16 protein-coding genes are annotated in these 18467 nt (G+C 32.4%); 5 read left to right on the top strand and 11 right to left on the bottom strand.

Going from position 1 to position 18467, the window contains the following annotated elements; all coding sequences use genetic code 11:
• Positions 1–849 precede the first annotated feature (849 nt).
• The 3 genes from rsp (at position 850) to HMPREF2580_RS02175 (ending at position 3975) form a co-directional block, all read left to right on the top strand.
• Positions 850–2955 (top strand): AraC family transcriptional regulator Rsp, encoded by a 2106-nt coding sequence (gene rsp / locus HMPREF2580_RS02185; protein ID WP_070830247.1) that lies wholly within the window; start codon positions 850–852, stop codon positions 2953–2955.
• Positions 2956–3017: 62 nt separating this feature from the next.
• Positions 3018–3446: a pyridoxamine 5'-phosphate oxidase family protein gene (locus HMPREF2580_RS02180; protein WP_371106727.1), complete on the top strand. Its 429-nt coding sequence runs from the start codon at positions 3018–3020 to the stop codon at positions 3444–3446.
• 178 nt (positions 3447–3624) lie between these two features.
• A complete protein-coding gene (locus HMPREF2580_RS02175; RefSeq protein WP_002444021.1) occupies positions 3625–3975 on the top strand; it encodes a DUF4889 domain-containing protein in 351 nt (116 codons plus the stop codon).
• Positions 3976–4151: 176 nt separating this feature from the next.
• Here HMPREF2580_RS02175 and HMPREF2580_RS02170 read toward each other — a convergent pair whose 3' ends face one another.
• The 3 genes from HMPREF2580_RS02170 to HMPREF2580_RS02160 form a co-directional block, all read right to left on the bottom strand.
• Positions 4152–5432, bottom strand: coding sequence for a cation:dicarboxylate symporter family transporter (locus tag HMPREF2580_RS02170; RefSeq protein WP_002444023.1), 1281 nt, complete (start codon positions 5430–5432; stop codon positions 4152–4154).
• 179 nt (positions 5433–5611) lie between these two features.
• A complete protein-coding gene (locus HMPREF2580_RS02165; protein WP_002444025.1) occupies positions 5612–5977 on the bottom strand; it encodes a DUF3139 domain-containing protein in 366 nt (121 codons plus the stop codon).
• Positions 5978–6097: 120 nt separating this feature from the next.
• Complete coding sequence (locus tag HMPREF2580_RS02160; protein ID WP_070830245.1) at positions 6098–6727, bottom strand: nitroreductase family protein; 630 nt, start codon at positions 6725–6727, stop codon at positions 6098–6100.
• Positions 6728–6891: 164 nt separating this feature from the next.
• Between HMPREF2580_RS02160 and HMPREF2580_RS02155 the strand changes: the two genes are divergently transcribed.
• Together HMPREF2580_RS02155 and HMPREF2580_RS02150 are read left to right on the top strand one after the other, a co-directional pair.
• Positions 6892–7338, top strand: a complete 447-nt coding sequence (locus HMPREF2580_RS02155; RefSeq protein WP_002444029.1) for a MarR family winged helix-turn-helix transcriptional regulator — start codon at positions 6892–6894, stop codon at positions 7336–7338.
• A gap of 289 nt (positions 7339–7627) precedes the next feature.
• Positions 7628–8044, top strand: coding sequence for an Hsp20/alpha crystallin family protein (locus HMPREF2580_RS02150; protein WP_070830244.1), 417 nt, complete (start codon positions 7628–7630; stop codon positions 8042–8044).
• A gap of 103 nt (positions 8045–8147) precedes the next feature.
• Here the strand turns inward: HMPREF2580_RS02150 and HMPREF2580_RS02145 are convergent, their stop codons facing one another.
• The 8 genes from HMPREF2580_RS02145 to HMPREF2580_RS02110 form a co-directional block, all read right to left on the bottom strand.
• The gene (locus HMPREF2580_RS02145; protein ID WP_070830243.1) at positions 8148–9323 is read right to left on the bottom strand and encodes a nitrate/nitrite transporter; all 1176 of its coding nucleotides are present in this window, start codon (positions 9321–9323) and stop codon (positions 8148–8150) included.
• A 355-nt stretch (positions 9324–9678) separates the two neighbouring features.
• Positions 9679–10335, bottom strand: a complete 657-nt coding sequence (gene nreC, locus HMPREF2580_RS02140) for a nitrate respiration regulation response regulator NreC (protein ID WP_002444035.1) — start codon at positions 10333–10335, stop codon at positions 9679–9681.
• A 19-nt stretch (positions 10336–10354) separates the two neighbouring features.
• On the bottom strand, positions 10355–11389 hold the full coding sequence (locus tag HMPREF2580_RS02135) for a sensor histidine kinase (protein WP_070830242.1): 1035 nt from the start codon (positions 11387–11389) through the stop codon (positions 10355–10357).
• A 9-nt stretch (positions 11390–11398) separates the two neighbouring features.
• A complete protein-coding gene (gene nreA, locus HMPREF2580_RS02130; protein ID WP_037541636.1) occupies positions 11399–11851 on the bottom strand; it encodes a nitrate respiration regulation accessory nitrate sensor NreA in 453 nt (150 codons plus the stop codon).
• A 19-nt stretch (positions 11852–11870) separates the two neighbouring features.
• Positions 11871–12548: a respiratory nitrate reductase subunit gamma gene (gene narI / locus HMPREF2580_RS02125; RefSeq protein ID WP_002444041.1), complete on the bottom strand. Its 678-nt coding sequence runs from the start codon at positions 12546–12548 to the stop codon at positions 11871–11873.
• Complete coding sequence (narJ, locus tag HMPREF2580_RS02120) at positions 12541–13131, bottom strand: nitrate reductase molybdenum cofactor assembly chaperone (RefSeq protein WP_176746807.1); 591 nt, start codon at positions 13129–13131, stop codon at positions 12541–12543. Before narJ ends, narI begins: the two co-directional genes overlap by 8 nt.
• Positions 13109–14662 carry a nitrate reductase subunit beta gene (gene narH / locus HMPREF2580_RS02115; protein ID WP_070830240.1) on the bottom strand — a complete coding sequence of 518 codons (1554 nt, stop codon included), beginning with the start codon at positions 14660–14662 and terminating at the stop codon, positions 13109–13111. The genes narJ and narH overlap by 23 nt, the downstream gene beginning before the upstream one ends.
• Positions 14652–18335: a nitrate reductase subunit alpha gene (locus HMPREF2580_RS02110; protein ID WP_070830239.1), complete on the bottom strand. Its 3684-nt coding sequence runs from the start codon at positions 18333–18335 to the stop codon at positions 14652–14654. Before HMPREF2580_RS02110 ends, narH begins: the two co-directional genes overlap by 11 nt.
• Between the last annotated feature and the right edge of the window lie 132 nt (positions 18336–18467).

Below are 18467 nucleotides of genomic sequence, written 5' to 3'. Positions count from 1 at the left end.
ACATTAAGCTGATATTTAATAAGTTATAAAACTTATCATGGCACCACAAGAATTGTTTTTCTTTTAAATTAATCGTACTTCGGGGGAGAGTAATTTAACTAAAAATTTTCTAATTGTTGCTACTAAAACAATTGTTGTTGATCGATTATACTTTAAATGTTCATAGATGTAGATTCTAGTTGTTTAATTAAAGTTGTTTTATACATTTTAATAATTTGTCTTTACATTAGTTTGTCTTGATGTTGATTCTGGTTGTTAAAGAAAGAATGTTCGTCTCATGATGTAATTGATTCTTAGTTGTTTGAACATTTTCTCATTCCATGGTGCCATTACTTTCTAGATGCCTATTTCTAAGATGATTGATGAATAAGTTTCGAGAAAATTATTAAGTATAACTGAATTCTTCTTGTTGTTTATTCTATTGGTATAGTTAAACAATTAAAGGTAGAAAAATATGTGTTGTTTTTGATGTTTCTTTTTTTCTGTTGTCGATTCTAGATGTAATAAACAAACATCGTACATTTAATTGCTGTGATTTCTCTCCAAAAATTAATTCAATTTAAAATTAATCGTAAATCGTCTAAGACTTTACATCAACTTCTTTTTTGAATTTACATTGTGTCGAAATCTATATTTATTATGTACCAAAAAATTCATTTGCACTCTATCTAAAATTTCCAAAATAAGAACTCTATATTCCTAAATAATTATTTGTATTGTACACTACTTATAATTTTGAATGGGTTGCTTAACATCACGAACAAAAAATTTTATTTTTCACTATTACCATTTCTACAAGAATACATTATAATAACATTTAATATTCAATAAGGAGCCTATTTCTAAATCATGACTTGTCTTTTAAATATATATAAACATCATCATTCGCCCCCTACTCGCAATATTAATCGAATCATTCTCATGTTTTCATTAACAAATGATCTTAAGATTACAATCAATGGAGAAACGAAGGATTTAGACAACCATATCGCTATTATTAATCAAACAGATATTTATTACGTTAATCAATCCTCGAATTTAGTTACGCTCTCTATACCTGTTTTTTATTTTTATAATGAAGATAATCAATTCTTTAAATGTTATTTTGACAGACATTTATTGCAATCAAGTGGTTTCGTTAAAAATATTATTTTACAATCTATCCATCGATTTATGAATAATGAGGAACAAGATAATCAAGCAATCTCAAAAATTATACAAACTTTATATAAAGAGTCAGTAATTAGGTACAAAGGAAAATATATTCCTAAAGTTGCTATCAACCATCCTATATTTGTCGAAGGTTTAACTTATATCCATACCAAAGTTTCAGAAATGTTATCACTACGGCAAGTGGCACAGCACTGCAATATTTCAGAATCATATTGTTCAAACTTATTCGTAAGATATTTAAATATGAACTTTAAAGACTACTTCACAAGTTTAAAAGTGATACATGCAATTAAATTACTATTATCTACTGATGACTCTATCAATGCGATATCTGAACATTCTGGCTTTAGCAGTCACACAAATTTTACAAATCAATTTAAAAATTATTTAGGATTTAGTCCTAAGCAATTCCGATCTTATATTTCTAAAATTGAATTAAACCCTACGATTCAATTTAGTAATGAAAGTTACTCAGAATTTAAAGATTTAATTAACCAATTTGAATTTAATGACCAACTCGCTACTGAAATTACTGAAAAAGATATTGACCATTTTAATCCTAAAGATCGTACCAAAAGTTCTAAGGCGTTTATTCGTTTCGAAAACTTTAATGAGTTATTTCAGTTCGTATTCAATGAGTATTATGACATCGATTTTTCATACTTACCTCAACCAGTCGTATTCATTCAAGACATTAGTGACATTGTCGTGAGTCATATCAATTTCAATTTATTAAATCGTTGCTTTGAAAAGTTATTCGAAAAAGATATCGGCCTAGCCATGAAAATAAAAACTACACAACAATTTGAAGCTATTAATCAAGTGATATTGTCATTTTTACAAAGTAACCAAGATTACAAAACTAATAAAAAGTTAGTTAAACTCATGCTTGTCTTCGATTCAGAGAGCATGTCAGTGCACGAAATTCATCTATGTCATTTGAAAATTAAAAATAAAAATAGAGAAATCCGATATGGCATGACTGTGGAAGGCCTACTTCGTGAATCTGCGTCGATTGATCATACCTACGACATCATGAAACGTTTAAATTTCGACTATTATTTTATTGATATCGAAAATCTTGAAACTAAAAATTTATTATTAAATAAACGCAAAACATATCATCACTCATCTACACATTTTGAAAATTATAAACAGTTTATGTTAGATTCTGGAATCTCTTCCACAAGATTTGTCTATAACAATCTATCATTAAAATGCTTTAAATATACGAATAATGGCGCTAACCCTCTGCAATTATCAGATTTAGTATGTCATTTAATCGCTTTAATGAGATACGGTGGTGGAATTAGCTATCAACTTATTGATGACGATTCACAATATATTTCTTTATTCAATAGCTATGGTAGCCCGCTACCTTTAATGCATATCTACAAAATGGTTGCTTCATTTGTAGATGAACCATTGGAAGTTGGAAACAACTATTTGATGAGTCGTAAAGGCGGAAATTATCATTTTCTATTATTTAATAAAATTAATGACCGTTACTTATCTGATAGTAAGCAGAAATTCATTTTCAAAAATCAATTAAATGTAAATTCTCTCATCATTATTAATACTTTAAACAATGAACATGGTTCAATTCAGAACTTACTACCGAAAAGTAAAGAGTTATTATACATTGAACGAAGTATTCTTGAAGAATTAGATAAATGTAATCATCCTAAAACAGAATTGGCTGTCCAAGAGGAAAATCACAAACCATTTCAACTTACACTGAAACATGATGAGGTGAAATATATCTGCATTAAACCGTTATAAAAGTCAATAAAGCTTTGGTTTAATATCGTCTCCGATTGGATATATGAATGAATAAGGAGATGATGAGTGTGGATAAACAACAAGCAACTCAAGCAATAGAAAAAGTATTAGACAATTCAAAAGTCGGTGTATTATCAACTGCATATAATAATAAACCTAATAGTAGATATATGGTTTTTTACAATGATGATTTAACTTTATATACTAAAACAAACATTAATTCAGTAAAAGTGGAAGAAATTGAAGATAACCCTTATGCCTATATCTTATTAGGTTATAACGAGACTACAAATAATAGTTTTGTAGAAATTGATGCTCAAATTGAGGTTGTTAAAGATCAAAAAGTGATTGATTGGTTATGGGAAACTCAAGATAAGACGTTCTTCGATTCAAAACAAGATTCGGAATTATGTGTATTAAAAGTACAACCTACATCAATTAAATTAATGAATGATGATGATTTAGATACACCTATTACAATAGAAGTTTAACTGTTTATTCGAACCCTTTGTCATGAAATTGATGGCAGAGGGCTTTTTGATTATCAAAATGTTATCATTCTATGAATTTTTAACGTTTTTAATTTTAAAAATGTTTTAAATACAATTGCAAAGTGATTAGAAGTTTTGTATAAATGAAGTAATATAGATAAAGGAGTTTTATACAGCTATGAAAAATAAGAAAGCCTTAGGTTTCGGACTTATCGCAATCATGTTGATTGTATGTATTGTACTTGTCATTATGATGATGACTGGAGGTAAAAAAGATACGTATTACGGTATTATGAAAAATAGTACTACAATAGACAAAATGATTAGCGAAAAAGATGAAAAAATAGAGAAAAATGTTAAGTTACCATCAAATGCTAACGTTTCAGTGAAAAAAGAAGATTTTGTCATGATTTTCAAAGATGAAAAATCAGGTAAAATTACTAAAGTTAAAAAAGTAGATCATGATGATGTTCCACATGGATTAATGTCTAAAATACATGATATGAAAGGTATGCACCACGGCATGTAATACGGCCATACCTATATGATAAAAAAGACCTTGAAATGAAAGAATCTGTTTCATTTCAAGGTCTTTTTTTAGCGAATCTAAAGTTTCCATATGTTTACATTTGTCTTTGGACAAATGCATAAGCGAATCTAAAAACTAAAGTTTTAAGATTCGCTAAAAATGTCAGATATAAATTTTTATAGTGTTTTAAGGTACTCTTGGCCTTTTTCTTTATCGTAAACATTTTCCCATTTAGAAATAACAATAGTTGATAATGCGTTACCCATCACGTTAACACATGTACGAACCATATCTAATAAACGGTCAATTCCGATAATTAATGCGAGACCTTGTGCTGGTAAATGCATAGAACCTAGTGTTGTTAATAAAACTACAATAGATACACCAGGCACGCCAGCCATACCTTTTGAAGCGATCATTAAAGTAGCCATCAACACGATTTGTTGTGTTAATGATAAATGAATATCAAACATTTGAGCCACAAATAATGCTGCGATAGATTGATATAATGCTGAACCGTCTAAGTTAAATGAATAACCAATCGGAATAACAAATGATGTCACATCTTTTGGTGCACCAAATTTTTCCATTTTCTTCATAATAACTGGTAGTACTGCTTCTGAACTTGAAGTTGAAAATGCAAGCAACAACTCGCTTTTTAAAATCTTCATGATTGAGAAGATACTTACTCCAACCATTCTTGCAACGATGCCTAATACAACTACCACAAAGAAGATCATTGCAAAAACAACAACAACTAATAATTTTAACAACGGAATTAAAGCTGATGCGCCAAATGTCATAACAGTAGTACATATAAATGCAAATACTCCAATAGGAGCGAGTTTTAAAATTTTATTAATCATCCAAAATACTGCTTCTAATGTACCATTTAAGAAACCTTTAACAGGTTCTGCCTTTTCACCAATAGCAGCTAACCCTAAGCCGAAGAAAACAGCGAAGAAGATGATTGGTAATAAATCACCTTTTGCTAAAGATTCAAATAAATTAGTAGGCACAATATTTACGATAGTATCAATTAAATGATTACCGTATGTTGTAGCTTGTTCAGCTGATTGTGCTGAAGATTGATATTTAGAAATATCGCCTTTAGGTAATTTATCAGGATCTAAACCTGAACCTGGTTTGAACAAGTTACCTATGATAATCCCTAACCCTATAGCGACTGTTGTTATAATTTCAAAGTAAAGGATTGCCTTCCATCCATAGCTTCCTACCTTTTTTGAATCCCCTAAATTCGAAATAGATAAGGCTAATGCACAGAATACAATCGGGATAATAATCATTTTAATTAAATTTAAGAAAATGTCACCAAATGGCTTAATGTAATTTGCTACATTATCTTGTCCAAATAATAAAAGCCCCGCGATGACACCTAGTACCAATGCAATAATAACTTGCGTTGGTAAACTTATTTTTCTCTTGAATAGAGCCATAATGCAAACTCCCCTTCATCTGACATCACCTAATTATATCAGATAAAATTAAAATATCTACATAAATTTTAACTTGGATAATGAATAAAAGTTTTAAGGTTCCGCATGAAAAAACAATAAATATTGTAAAAAACACACGATTCCAACGTTTATTTGAAATCGTGTGTCATAAAATCTACTTATTTAGAGGGTTTATAATTTTTATCGAAATCACTGTGTTTAGCTTTTTTGATACTTTTCTTAGTTTCACTATCAAAACCTTCAGAGAAAATACCTTTATTCGTACTTATCGGTTGAAGTACATAAGTCACATTGGGTTCGTCTTTATAAACAATTTGTTTATAATACATACCTTTTTTCGCACTATATAAAGTCTCTTGCTTTTTGATTTTATCTTGAAGATGGTGTTCTTTAATATAGCTATCCATAAGTTCAATATTTTTATGACCTTGATAAGTTTTTAGCCCAAAGAAAAATACAACAGCTAAAATAAGAGAAATGATTAATATAATTATAATTCTAAAAATAACCTGTTTTCTACTCATGATAGAAACTCCTTTTATACTTATCTTGTTAAGTATGAACTAATTATGATTGTTGTTAAAGAGATTCATTCATATTGTAACAAAATGTTCTCATCTTAATTCATCAATAGCAAACTCATATTATAAATATTCTCTAATTTCATGAACAGGTAATCTAACAGAGCTATGTGCTTCTTGAGCTTTTTTACCAATAGCAATTGCTAACACAGGTATATATCTTTCTGAGTCGTAACCGATAATTTCAGCAATATTTTCTTTATCAAAACCACCAATTGGATTTGTATCATATCCATAAGCTTTAGCTGTGAGCATGAATTGCATTGCCATTAAACTACTATCGATATTTACAATATCTTTCATACCTTCTTTTGAAAGTCCTTTGTAATAAGGAAGAATCCATTCTAACATTTGCGTTTTGATTTCTTCAGTCATGTGTTGTTGGTCTACAGCATCACTATAAATTTGTTCCGCTTTTTCATAATTTTGCAAATCACCAAATATAATAATCATTGCTGATGATGTCGTCAGTTGTCTTGAATTAAATCCAAATGCATCTTTAAGTTTAGCTTTACCTTCATCGCTATCAACAACGACAATTCTCCATGGTTGCATATTAACTGAAGAAGGTGCCTTTGTAGCTTTAGTTATGATTTCATCCATTTCTTCATGTGGAATTTTATAGTCACTGTCAAATACCTTTACCGATTTTCTTTCATTAAGTATTTCATTAAAATCATTTATTCTGCTCATATCTCAATTCCCCTTTTTCTATATTCGTTTGAGTTTTACAATCAAATAAATTTGATTCAATTGCACCCTAAATTTAATTTAAAACAATTTGATTATAGTGATGAAATCAGCACTTGACAAGTCATACACTTCATAATATTGTTACTTTAACAAGGAGTGATTTAATGTATGTAGAGAATAGTTATTTAAGTAAACAATTATGTTTTTTATTTTATGTTTCGTCCAAAGAAATCATTAAGAAGTACACGAATTACCTTAAAGAGTATGAACTTACCTACACAGGTTACATAGTACTAATGGCGATCGAAGATGATGAGAAACTTAATATTAAAAAACTTGGTGAACGAGTATTTCTAGACTCGGGAACACTGACCCCCTTACTGAAAAAGCTTGAAAAGAAAAACTATGTCGTTCGAAGCCGTGAAGAAAAGGATGAACGTAATCTTCAAATTTCACTAACAGAACGAGGTAAAGAAATAAAAAAGACTTTATCAGATATCTCGATGAAAGTTTATAGTGAATTTAATATCAATCAAGATGAAGCTAAAGAGTTAATTGCGAACTTACAAAATTTTGTTTCTAAAAATTTTGATAAAAATCTAGAAAAGTAATACTAGCAGAGAAGAGACAAAAGTAGACTTTTTGAAAATCTTTGACACATTCAACTTCGGCATAAACGGCACAACTTAATAACAACAGTATGTATAGTAAGCTTTTGTCTTATTCTCTCGTACGAACCAAATATTTTTTTACTCATAATCCCTACTAAACTTATATAAATACCTCTTTTTTAAAAGTGTTCTTGCTTTACCTATTTCAACTCAATTTATATAATGAAGTTGAAATTTAGGTGTCCTATCGTCAATTGATTATCTAACACTTTTTAAGGGGTGGAGTATAATGAATAGTAATGAGTTCTTTAATAATAATTTTTTCAAAAATGATCCTAGCGAATTGTTTAAAGACATAGGCAAACAAGTCTTTAATCAATTTTCATCAAGCGCCTTCCCTACAAATATTTATGACACAGACGAGGCATATATCGTAGAGGCAGAATTACCTGGCGTAAGTAAGGAAGATATTTCACTCAAATTTGAACAAAATATATTATTGATTAAAGCCAATAAAAAGCTTAAAAATGAAAGCCAAAAAATACAGTTAAACGAACGTTCAACTGGTGAATTAGAAAGACATTTTAAGTTCGATGACATTAATAAAGAAGCGATTACCGCTAACCATGCAGAGGGCGTTTTATACGTTACATTGCCTAAAGTCATCGATGAAGACGAGAAAGCTACAACGATTGCAATTCAATAAATAAAATTTAACCCTCAACTCTATCTAGAATTGAGGGTTATAATGTATATGCTTAAGCAATCGTATTTTAAACAAATAGTAAAATTAATTTGTCATATATTAGCTATTTGTCGTATATCGTTGAAATGTTAGAGACGTTTTCCTTTTTATATAAATGAATCATTGTCATTAACGCAATCAATGCGAATAACACAAGTAATCCAAAGGCAAGATGACTAGATCCTGTTAAACCAGTCACAAACGTGATGACTAAAGGTGGGAAGAAACCACCTAGTCCTCCCATCATTGACACGATACCATTAGCTGAGCCAGCTTCTTTTGAAAAATATGAGGGAACTAATTTAAAGACAAGACCATTACCAATACCCGCACAAATACTTATCGCTAAGCAACCAATTGTGAAGTGAATCATACCATCAAATAAACTTAAAATCATGCCTCCTATAATCAGGAACATAAAGTCTATGATAAGCATTTTTACTGCATTAAATTTATCCCCTAACACTCCACCAAGTGGTCTTAAGAACGTTGCAAGTGCAATAAATACTCCTGAACGAATACCCGCATCTACTTTATCAATTTCAAAATGATGAACTAAATAATTCGGTAAAAATAGACCAAATGCAACAAAAGCACCAAACGTAATAAAATACCACAAACTTAAATAATATAATTTATAATTTTTCGATAACACTTTCACTTGTGACATTAAAGGTACTTTAACTTTCGTCTCTTTATTATCTCCCAATAAGAACATTAATACTGCAAATAAACCAATAATAATTAAGTAACTTCTTACTGTACTTTGCCAACCTATTAAACCAGCAAGAACAGGTGCACAAAAAGATGAGATCGCTGTTCCTATATTTCCCATTCCGTATATACCGTTAGCTAGTCCTACTTTATCTTTAGAGAAATATTTTGGTAAAGCCGTTACACCTACTGAAAAGATTGCACCACCTACTCCTAAGAAGAAGCCACATACCATAAGCATTGTCGTACTTTGTGCTTGTCCCAAAAAGAATATAGGAAATAGCAAAATAATAAAACTGCTAAAAAATACCCATTTAGCACCAATTATATTTGTAAGATAACCAAATGGTACACGCAAAACTGATCCTAAAATGACCGGAATAGCTAAAATCACAGATACTTGGCTAGCCGAAATTTGAATATCTTGAGTTATAAACGGCATCAATGGAGAAATAATACTCCATGCCATAAATCCAACTATTAAACTTAGCGTTTGTAATGTAAGCTGATAAACTCCTTTTTTCATGTTGTTTTCACCTTCATAAAATTTATAGTAAACAAATATTAGTACCGCGCCTATCATCTGATAAGAGGTCAAAATTAAAAGTCGTTAAAAGCGAATAAGTGATATAGACACAGTACTAATTACAATTTAATTTTAAGATGATTGTGAAAAAATGAACATAAGGATTTCCCCTGATTTAGAGCTTCTTTTTCCCTATAATAAATTGAGTTATTAATGTGCTGAACGTAGAGATGAGTTTCCTCTCTTTAAAGTCGCGACTCAGCCTTTAAATACAAAAATAGCTATGAAAACCGTTATCGATTTCTCATAGCTAATTTTGGTTTGTTATATTCTTAAAAGTGAGCGTTCTATTCATTTAAAACTCAAGCAATTTCTTTTTCAACGCATATTCAACAAGTTCTGGTTTACTTTTAAGATTTAATTTATTCATTATATGCGTTTTGTGTGCTTCGACCGTCTTTACAGACACAAATAACTTTTCAGCGATTTCTTTATTACCGTATCCTTTGGCAATTAAAGGCAAGATTTCAAGTTCTCGTTTAGACAAAACTTTAAATGGGTCTGATGAATAATTAACTTCTTCTTGGTTAGATTGATTAATAAATTCATTAACTAAAGAAGTGGTTAATTTCATATCAATATATGTTTCCCCTCTATATACCGTTCTCACAGCCAATATTAACTGTTCATCAGGCGCATTTTTCAAAATATAACCTTTCGCACCACTTTTCAGTACATGAAACAAATATTCTTCATCATCATACATTGTTAAAATTAAAATTTTTGTCTCTGGGAAGCTTTCAGAAATTTTGCTTGTAGCGACTAAACCTGATTCGCCAGGTGGCATACTTAAATCTAATATTAAAACATCGGGTCTATACTCTAAGACCTTTTGATATGCTTCCACACCATCTGCTGCAGTTGCTACAACTTCCATATCTTCTTGATAGTTTAATATCATTGAGAATCCAGTCCTTACTACAGCATGGTCATCTGCTATAACAATCTTCACATTAATTCCCCCAAGATTTTTATATAGGTATATCTAACGTTACGATGGTTCCCTTGTTAATATGAGATTCAATGTTAATATTTCCATTAACTAATTCAGCACGTTCTTTCATGCCGTAAAAGCCCAACCCTGATCCTTTAGGCTTATCCTCAATATTGAAACCCTTTCCACGATCTACAACTTCAGCTAGTAATCTATTGTCACTTTTATTAATATTCACTTCTATTTCGTTTACTTCAGCATATTTTAATGAATTTAATACAGCTTCTTGAATCACACGATATACCACCGTTTCAACCTCATTATCAAAACGCATACCTTTGATATTAGATTGATAATTAATTTGAATACCATAATTCTCTTCAAACTGTTTGAAATAAGAATTAAAGGCAGCCTCAATACCTAAATCATCCAATGAGGAAGGTCTCAATTCGACTGATAGATTTCTAATATCATCAATGAGTTGCGATACTAAACCCTCAATATGCTGCGCACTGTCTACTAAATTTTCATCTTGATATTTATACTTTAAAAGTCGCAGTTCAACATCAATATTTAACATTTCTTGAATCACACTATCATGAAGTTCACGAGAAATTCTTTTTCGTTCATTTTCTTGTGCTTGAATCGATTTATGCAACATCTTTTGTTGATACATTTTTTCTTGTATCTCAATTTGAGGAGATACATTTTGTAAAGTAAACGCACTAATCCCTCTGTCTGAATCAATCGTTTGATACGTAGCCGTAAAAGGTTCTACTTTATTATCTTTCGTCTTCATAAATACTTGGAAATTTGATTTCTGTAGTTGATTTTCTTCTAAAAAACAATTCTCACAAGATTGAATATCATATTCATTAGAATATCCTTCACAACGATTGCAAATTGCATGAGTCATCGCATTATAATTATCTTCTTCAGATAAAATATCGCTAGCGGCGTCATTCATCGCTATAATTTTACCGAGATGATTCACAAAGACAATCTTTTCAGTCGTCGCATCGTAGTACTTATGCAATAGTGCTTCAATACTGCCTTCTAGTTTACTTTGCATAGTTATCACCTAATTCATTTCTGTAAAAAATCCAATTTGGCTTTGTATATCAAGTTGTTCTAATGTCTGTGGAAGAGGTTGATGATTTCGTTGACCTAACAATAATACGCCGTACATTTGTTCATCAAGCCATAATGGTACTGCCACTACTGCTGTTAGTGCTTCATTCAAGATGATGGGGAACTTTATTTTCTCGGCTTGAGTTAATGCCATATCTACATCTGCAATAACCATACGTTTCCCTGTCTTCATAACAGTACCAGCTAAGCCTCTGCCCTTTCTTAAAATGATAAGTTTGTACCGTTCATTCGTATTACCTGAGACATATTTCCATTTAATAGGAGAAGATCTATGATAATGTTCATACATTGCAATTGCGCCAAAATCATAACCTTCGTTCTTTCTCAATCGATCTAAATTATCTTGTAGACTTTTGTTGTGTAATAAAGATTCTGGTTTCAACTTACCCATCCCCTCTTCATTAAACTTTATTTTTCCGATAAATAATATATCTTCTATTCATATATGAAAGCGGGACACTCCACACATGAACCAATCTCGTAAATGGCCATAATGCAAATATTGTGAATCCTAATAAGATATGAACTTTAAAAGATAACGGTACATTTAACATAAGGTCAGCATTAGGTGAAAACATAAATAAATGTCTAAACCAAATGGCTATTGTTTGGCGATAGTCAAAATCAGGTTGGACTGCATTCGTGAAAATAGTTGAATAACAACCCATTATCAATATGATACACAGAAGAATATTAACGAATATGTCTGAAAAAGAACTTAAACGTCTTACATTTTTGATTGTAAGTCTTCTTAACGTAAGTAACATCATACCTAATAATGTTATTATACCAAAAATACTCCCTATATATACCGCACCAATATGATAAATATGATTGTTAACTCCTACCGCTTCAAGCCAATTTGCAGGTACCAATAAACCTACCACATGCCCAAAGAATACTGGAATAACACCTAAATGAAACAATAAGCTGCCCCATTTTAATTGTTTCTTTTCAATTAATTCACTGGATTTCGCCGTCCAAGAAAATTGATCATATTTATAGCGTGCTAAATGCCCAATAATGAAAATAGTTAAACACAAATACGGATAGATAATCCAAATAAATTGATTAAGCATGGCTTTCCACCTCTCTAGGCGACTCGATACACGCTTTTAAAGTTTTTCTTAAAGCTTTAATTACATACGCATAAGGGTTATTATTTTTAGCAAGTTCATTAGCCATTTCGTAAGTTCCATCTTCAATAATCATAATAATTAATTGCAAATTTTCCTGTGCTCGGTCATCATTCTCCCAATCGGCAATTTGTAAGAATTGAAGCATCAATGGTAGATAATCTGACAACTCATTATCTACCATTTTTAGTCCAAACATTTCATACAATACTTTCAACTTAGCTAACATTTGTCCGCGTTCTTTCTGAGTATCAAATTTATTATATGTCATGTATAAAGGATAATTTTTACTAAAATCAAACGTATCCGTATAGATGGCTTTGATTTCAGATAAAGAATATTGCATCATTATATTTCGATAATGACTTAATTCTTCATAACCTGGGTGCGACTGTGTAATGGTTTCTTCGAATGTTGTTGGATGAAAGGTTAGCTTCTCCGGAAAATTAATTTGTTGTCCTAGATAACCTAAGCTTTCTTGAAAACGATGTAATTTCTGAAGATTAATCACGGAAAATCCCTCCATAGAAATTATCATTATAAATCTCTTGTCCTGTTTTACCAGAACCTACTGCGACGCCACAGCCTTCACAATTAGCGCCAAAGTATTCTCCACCATACCCTTGACTTCCTTGAGCTTTATAAGTGTCCAAATACGTTTCTTTATGTGATGACGGAACAACAAATCGATCTTCATACTTAGCGATTCCCAATAATCGATACATATCGTTTAATTGGCTTTCTGTTAAACCTAAGCGTTCAAGTTTAGAATAATCAAACGGTTGTTGAGTCACTTTTGCTCTCATATAACTTCTCATCATAGCCATTTTTTGTAAGCCTTGTTTGACAGGTGCCGTATCCCCTGCAGTTAATAGATTTGCTAAATATTCAATAGGTAAACGCATTTCTTCGATCGCAGGAAAAATCATATCTGGATTTTGTCCTGCGTTTTGACCTTCGAAATAACTCATAATCGGACTTAAAGGTGGGCAGTACCAAACCATAGGCATTGTTCTAAATTCTGGGTGTAATGGAAATGCCATTTTATATTCTACAGCGAGTTTATATACTGGAGAATTTTGAGCTGCATTAATCCATTCATGACTTAATCCTTGTCGCTCAGCCTCAGCGATTACTTCTTCATCAAATGGATCTAAGAATAAATCTAGTTGTTTTTCATATAAATCTTTTTGATCCACTGCAGAGGCCGCTTCTTGAACGCGATCGGCATCATATAATAGAACGCCTAAATATCTCATTCTACCTGTACACGTTTCTGAACAAACTGTTGGCATACCTGCTTCTATTCTAGGGAAACAAAATGTACATTTTTCAGCTTTATTCGTTTTCCAGTTGAAGTAAACTTTTTTATAAGGGCAACCAGTCATACAATAACGCCAGCCTCTACACGCGTCTTGATCGACTAATACGATGCCATCTTCATCCCTTTTATACATAGCGCCTGAAGGACATGATGCAACACAACTTGGATTAAGACAGTGTTCACATAATCTCGGCAGATACATCATAAATGTCTCATCAAACTGGAACTTAATATCTTCTTCAATTTGTTGAATATTTGGATCCTTTGGACCTGTGACATGAGCCCCTGCTAAGTCATCCTCCCAGTTTGGTCCCCATTCTAAATCTAATTTTTCGCCAGAAATCAGTGAATGCGCCTTAGCGACTGGTGAGTGCTTACCTTCTTTTGCAGTTGTCAAATGTTCATAGTTATATGTCCAAGGTTCATAATAATCTTTGATGAGCGGCATATCAGGATTGTAAAAGATCTTTCCTAATGCAATTTTTGACCATCTATTACCAGACTTTAATTCGAGTTTCCCTTTTTTATTTAGAATCCAGCCACCTTTATAATGACTTTGATCTTCCCAGCGCTTTGGATATCCCACACCTGGCTTAGTTTCTACATTATTGAACCACATATATTCCGCACCAGGTCTATTTGTCCATGTATTCTTACATGTAACACTACACGTATGACAACCAATACATTTATCTAAATTTAAGACCATCGCTATTTGAGCTTTAATCTTCAAGCCAATTCACCTCTTTCATCTTTCTTACCGCCACATAAACATCCCTTTGATTCCCGATTGGTCCATAATAATTAAAGTGATAGCTTATTTGAGCATATCCTCCAACCAGTTGCGTTGGTTTTAAGTGAATTCTTGTTGGTGCATTATGTGAACCACCTCGTGTATCAGTAATTTCTGATCCTGGTGTTTCAATGTGTTTATCTTGAGCATGATACATAAACATTGTGCCTCTTGGCATACGATGTGATGTAACTGCTCTAGCAGTAACCACACCATTTCGGTTATAGACTTCTAACCAATCATTATCTTTTATATCATGCGCTTCTGCGTCTTCATTAGAAATCCAAACGACAGGCCCACCTCTAAATAAAGTAAGCATGCGTTCATTATCTTGATATGTTGAGTGGATATTCCATTTGCCATGAGGCGTTAAATATCTAAGCACTAAGGCGTCTTGTCCGCCTTTAACCTTCTTATCACGTGTACCAAATACCATAGGTGGTAAAGTTGGTTTATAGATAGGTAGGCTTTCGCCAAATTGTTGGAATATTTCATGGTCTAAATAATAACTTTGTCTGCCAGTTAAGGTTCTAAAAGGTACAAGTCTTTCAATATTTGTTGTAAAAGGTGAATAACGTCGTCCATTTTTATTTGAACCTGGGAAGACTGCCGTAGGAATAACTTCTCTAGGTTGTGATGTAATATTTAAAAACGATATCTTTTCATACGCACGTGCTTCTGAAATATCTTTTAATTTCATACCAGTTTGATTCTCTAAATCTTCATAAGATTTTTGAGATAACTGTCCATTTGTAGCCGAAGAAATATTTAAAATCACATCAGCTACCTTTCTAGCTGTATCAATACGTGGTTTACCATGTCGTATTGAATTGTCGTTATCAGCATTCCAAGTTCCTACCATACTTTTTAATTCTTCGTATTGTTCAGAAACACTAAAACTTACACCATGTGCCCCGACTTTAGCCTTTTCTAATAAAGGACCAACTGTGACATATTTATTGTAAATTTGAGTATAATCACGTTCTACAATAGAGAAATTAGGCATTGTTTTACCTGGTATACCTTCCACTTCTCCTTTAGACCAATCTTTGACTACTCCATATGCTGTACCGATTTCTTGTTTAGAATCATGAGCTAAAGGCGTTGTTACAACATCTTTAAATGTTCCTGGCAAATAATCTTTAGCCATCTCTGAAATAGCTTTACTCAAAGTCTTATAGATATCCCAATCTGAACGTGATTCCCATAATGGATCAATGGCTGGATTAAATGGATGGATGAATGGATGCATGTCAGTTGAAGATAGGTCATGTTTTTCATACCAAGTAGCTGCTGGTAAAACAATGTCAGAATATAGTGGTGTGGCAGTCATTCTAAAATCTAATGACACCAACAAGTCTAATTTGCCGACTGTGTCTTCTCTCCATTTAATTTCTGATGGTTTATCGTCTTCATTAGGTTCTGCCATTAAACCTGACCGCGTACCTAATAAGTGTTTCATGAAATATTCTTGCCCTTTAGCTGAACTAGATATTAAATTAGATCTCCAAACAAAGAGTGTTTTAGGATGATTCTTTCTTAAGTCAGGATCTTCAACTGCGAATTGTGTTTCCTTGTTTTTAACCGAATCTATCGCTCTTTTCAGAATGGCTTCATTTGAATTGTCTCCAGCCTCTTTCGCTTCCTCACCGAATAAAAGACTATTCTTATTGAATTGAGGATAGGATGGAAGCCATCCTAATCGTGCAGCCGTCACATTATAGTCAGCAGGATGTTGATGTTTAATATTTTTGGCTAGTGGAGATTTAAATTGATCTACATTTGATTCCTCATATTTCCATTGATCTGTTGCAAAGTAGAACCAACTTGTACCATTTTGCAAACGTGGTGGCCCTTGCCAGTCTTTAGCAAATGCAATTGTGTTCCAACCTTCTATTGGACGACACTTTTCTTGACCTACATAGTGCGCCCAACCACCTCCATTTACGCCTTGACAGCCACATAACATTACTAAATTTAATATGGCACGATAAATCGTATCGGAATTAAACCAATGATTAATACCGGCACCCATAATAATCATAGAACGTCCATTCGTATCGATAGCATTTTGAGCAAATTCTCTAGCTACTTGAATGACTAATTCTTTTTTGATGCCTGTGATTGATTCTTGCCACGCAGGTGTGTATTTAGATGTACTGTCTTCATATGATTGTGCTTCTAATTCATGATTAAAACGTTGGATGCCATATTGACTTGTCATCAAATCATAAACAGTCGTTACACAAACTTCTTTACCATTTGCTAATTGAATGGTTTGAGTCGGTATAGGTCTTTCAAATATGCCATCACCATTACTATCGAAATAAGGAAATTGAATTGTCTGTAATTCGTAATCATCATCTGTCATTGATAAGGCTGGATTAATTTGAGTACCATCTTCTGTTTCTAATTTTAAGTTCCATTTCTTACCTTCTTCCCAACGTTGTCCCATCGTTCCATTTGGTACGACAAACTGTTGGCTGACCATATCTTTAATCACTGGTTTCCATTCACTATTTTCACTTTCAATTCCTAAGTCGCTCTCTCTTAAGAATCTACCAGCTTTATAACCCTTTTCATCTTTGTCCAACATAATAATGAAAGGCATATCTGTATATTGTTTTGCGTAATCTATAAACATGTTATTCGGTTGATTAACGTAAAATTCTTGTAAAATCACGTGCGTCATCGCTTGAGCTACAGCAGCATCAGTACCAGGATGAGGCGCCAACCAATTGTCAGCAAACTTTACATTCTCAGCATAATCAGGTGCTACTGAAATTACTTTAGTCCCTTTATATCTGACTTCTGTCATAAAATGTGCATCAGGCGTACGTGTTAACGGTACATTTGAGCCCCACATAATAATGTAAGCAGCATTAAACCAGTCACTTGATTCTGGTACATCCGTTTGTTCTCCCCAAATTTGTGGCGATGCAGGAGGTAAGTCCGCATACCAATCATAGAAACTAAGCATCTCTCCACCTAATAAATTAATAAATCGAGCGCCTGAAGCATAACTAATCATCGACATTGCCGGTATAGGTGTGAAGCCTGCGATTCGATCTGGTCCATCTTTTTTAATTGTGTAAAGGATTTGCGCAGCAATAATATCGGTGACATCTTTCCAATTCGCTCTTACATGTCCACCTTTACCTCTAGCTTCCTTATAAATTTTAGCTTTCTCTTCATCTTCAACGATCGAAGCCCAAGCAGCAATGCGATGACCGTTGTTCTCCTCTAATGCTTCAGTCCATAAATCCAATAATTTACCTCTTATATATGGATATTTCACTCTAAGCGGACTATATTCATACCATGAAAATGAAGCCCCTCTCGGACATCCTCTAGGTTCAAATTCAGGCATGTCCGGTCCGCAACTCGGATAATCAGTTTGTTGATTTTCCCACGTAATAACACCATTTTTCACAAACACCTTCCATGAACATGAACCTGTACAGTTGACGCCATGCGTTGTACGAACAACTTTGTCATGACTCCATCTTTCGCGATACATTTTCTCCCATTCTCTACTCTTATGTTCTAAAACCGACCAATTTCCATTAAACTTTTCAGTCGGTTTAAAGAAATTTAATCCAAATTTTCCCATCAATAATATCCTCCTACTATCAAATGCATTTGCTACTTTCACATTCCTATCATTGTTATTACGTTCAAATAGATTGTATATTTTTTCACAAAGTTTAGATATTAGGGAAATGCCTAATTAAACATGTTTAAT

It is taken from the genome of Staphylococcus sp. HMSC036D05, from assembly GCF_001836225.1.
GTDB classification, from domain to species: Bacteria; Bacillota; Bacilli; order Staphylococcales; family Staphylococcaceae; genus Staphylococcus; species Staphylococcus caprae.
Note: the sequence above shows the minus strand (reverse complement) of the source record. Positions and strands in the feature narration are given on the sequence as shown.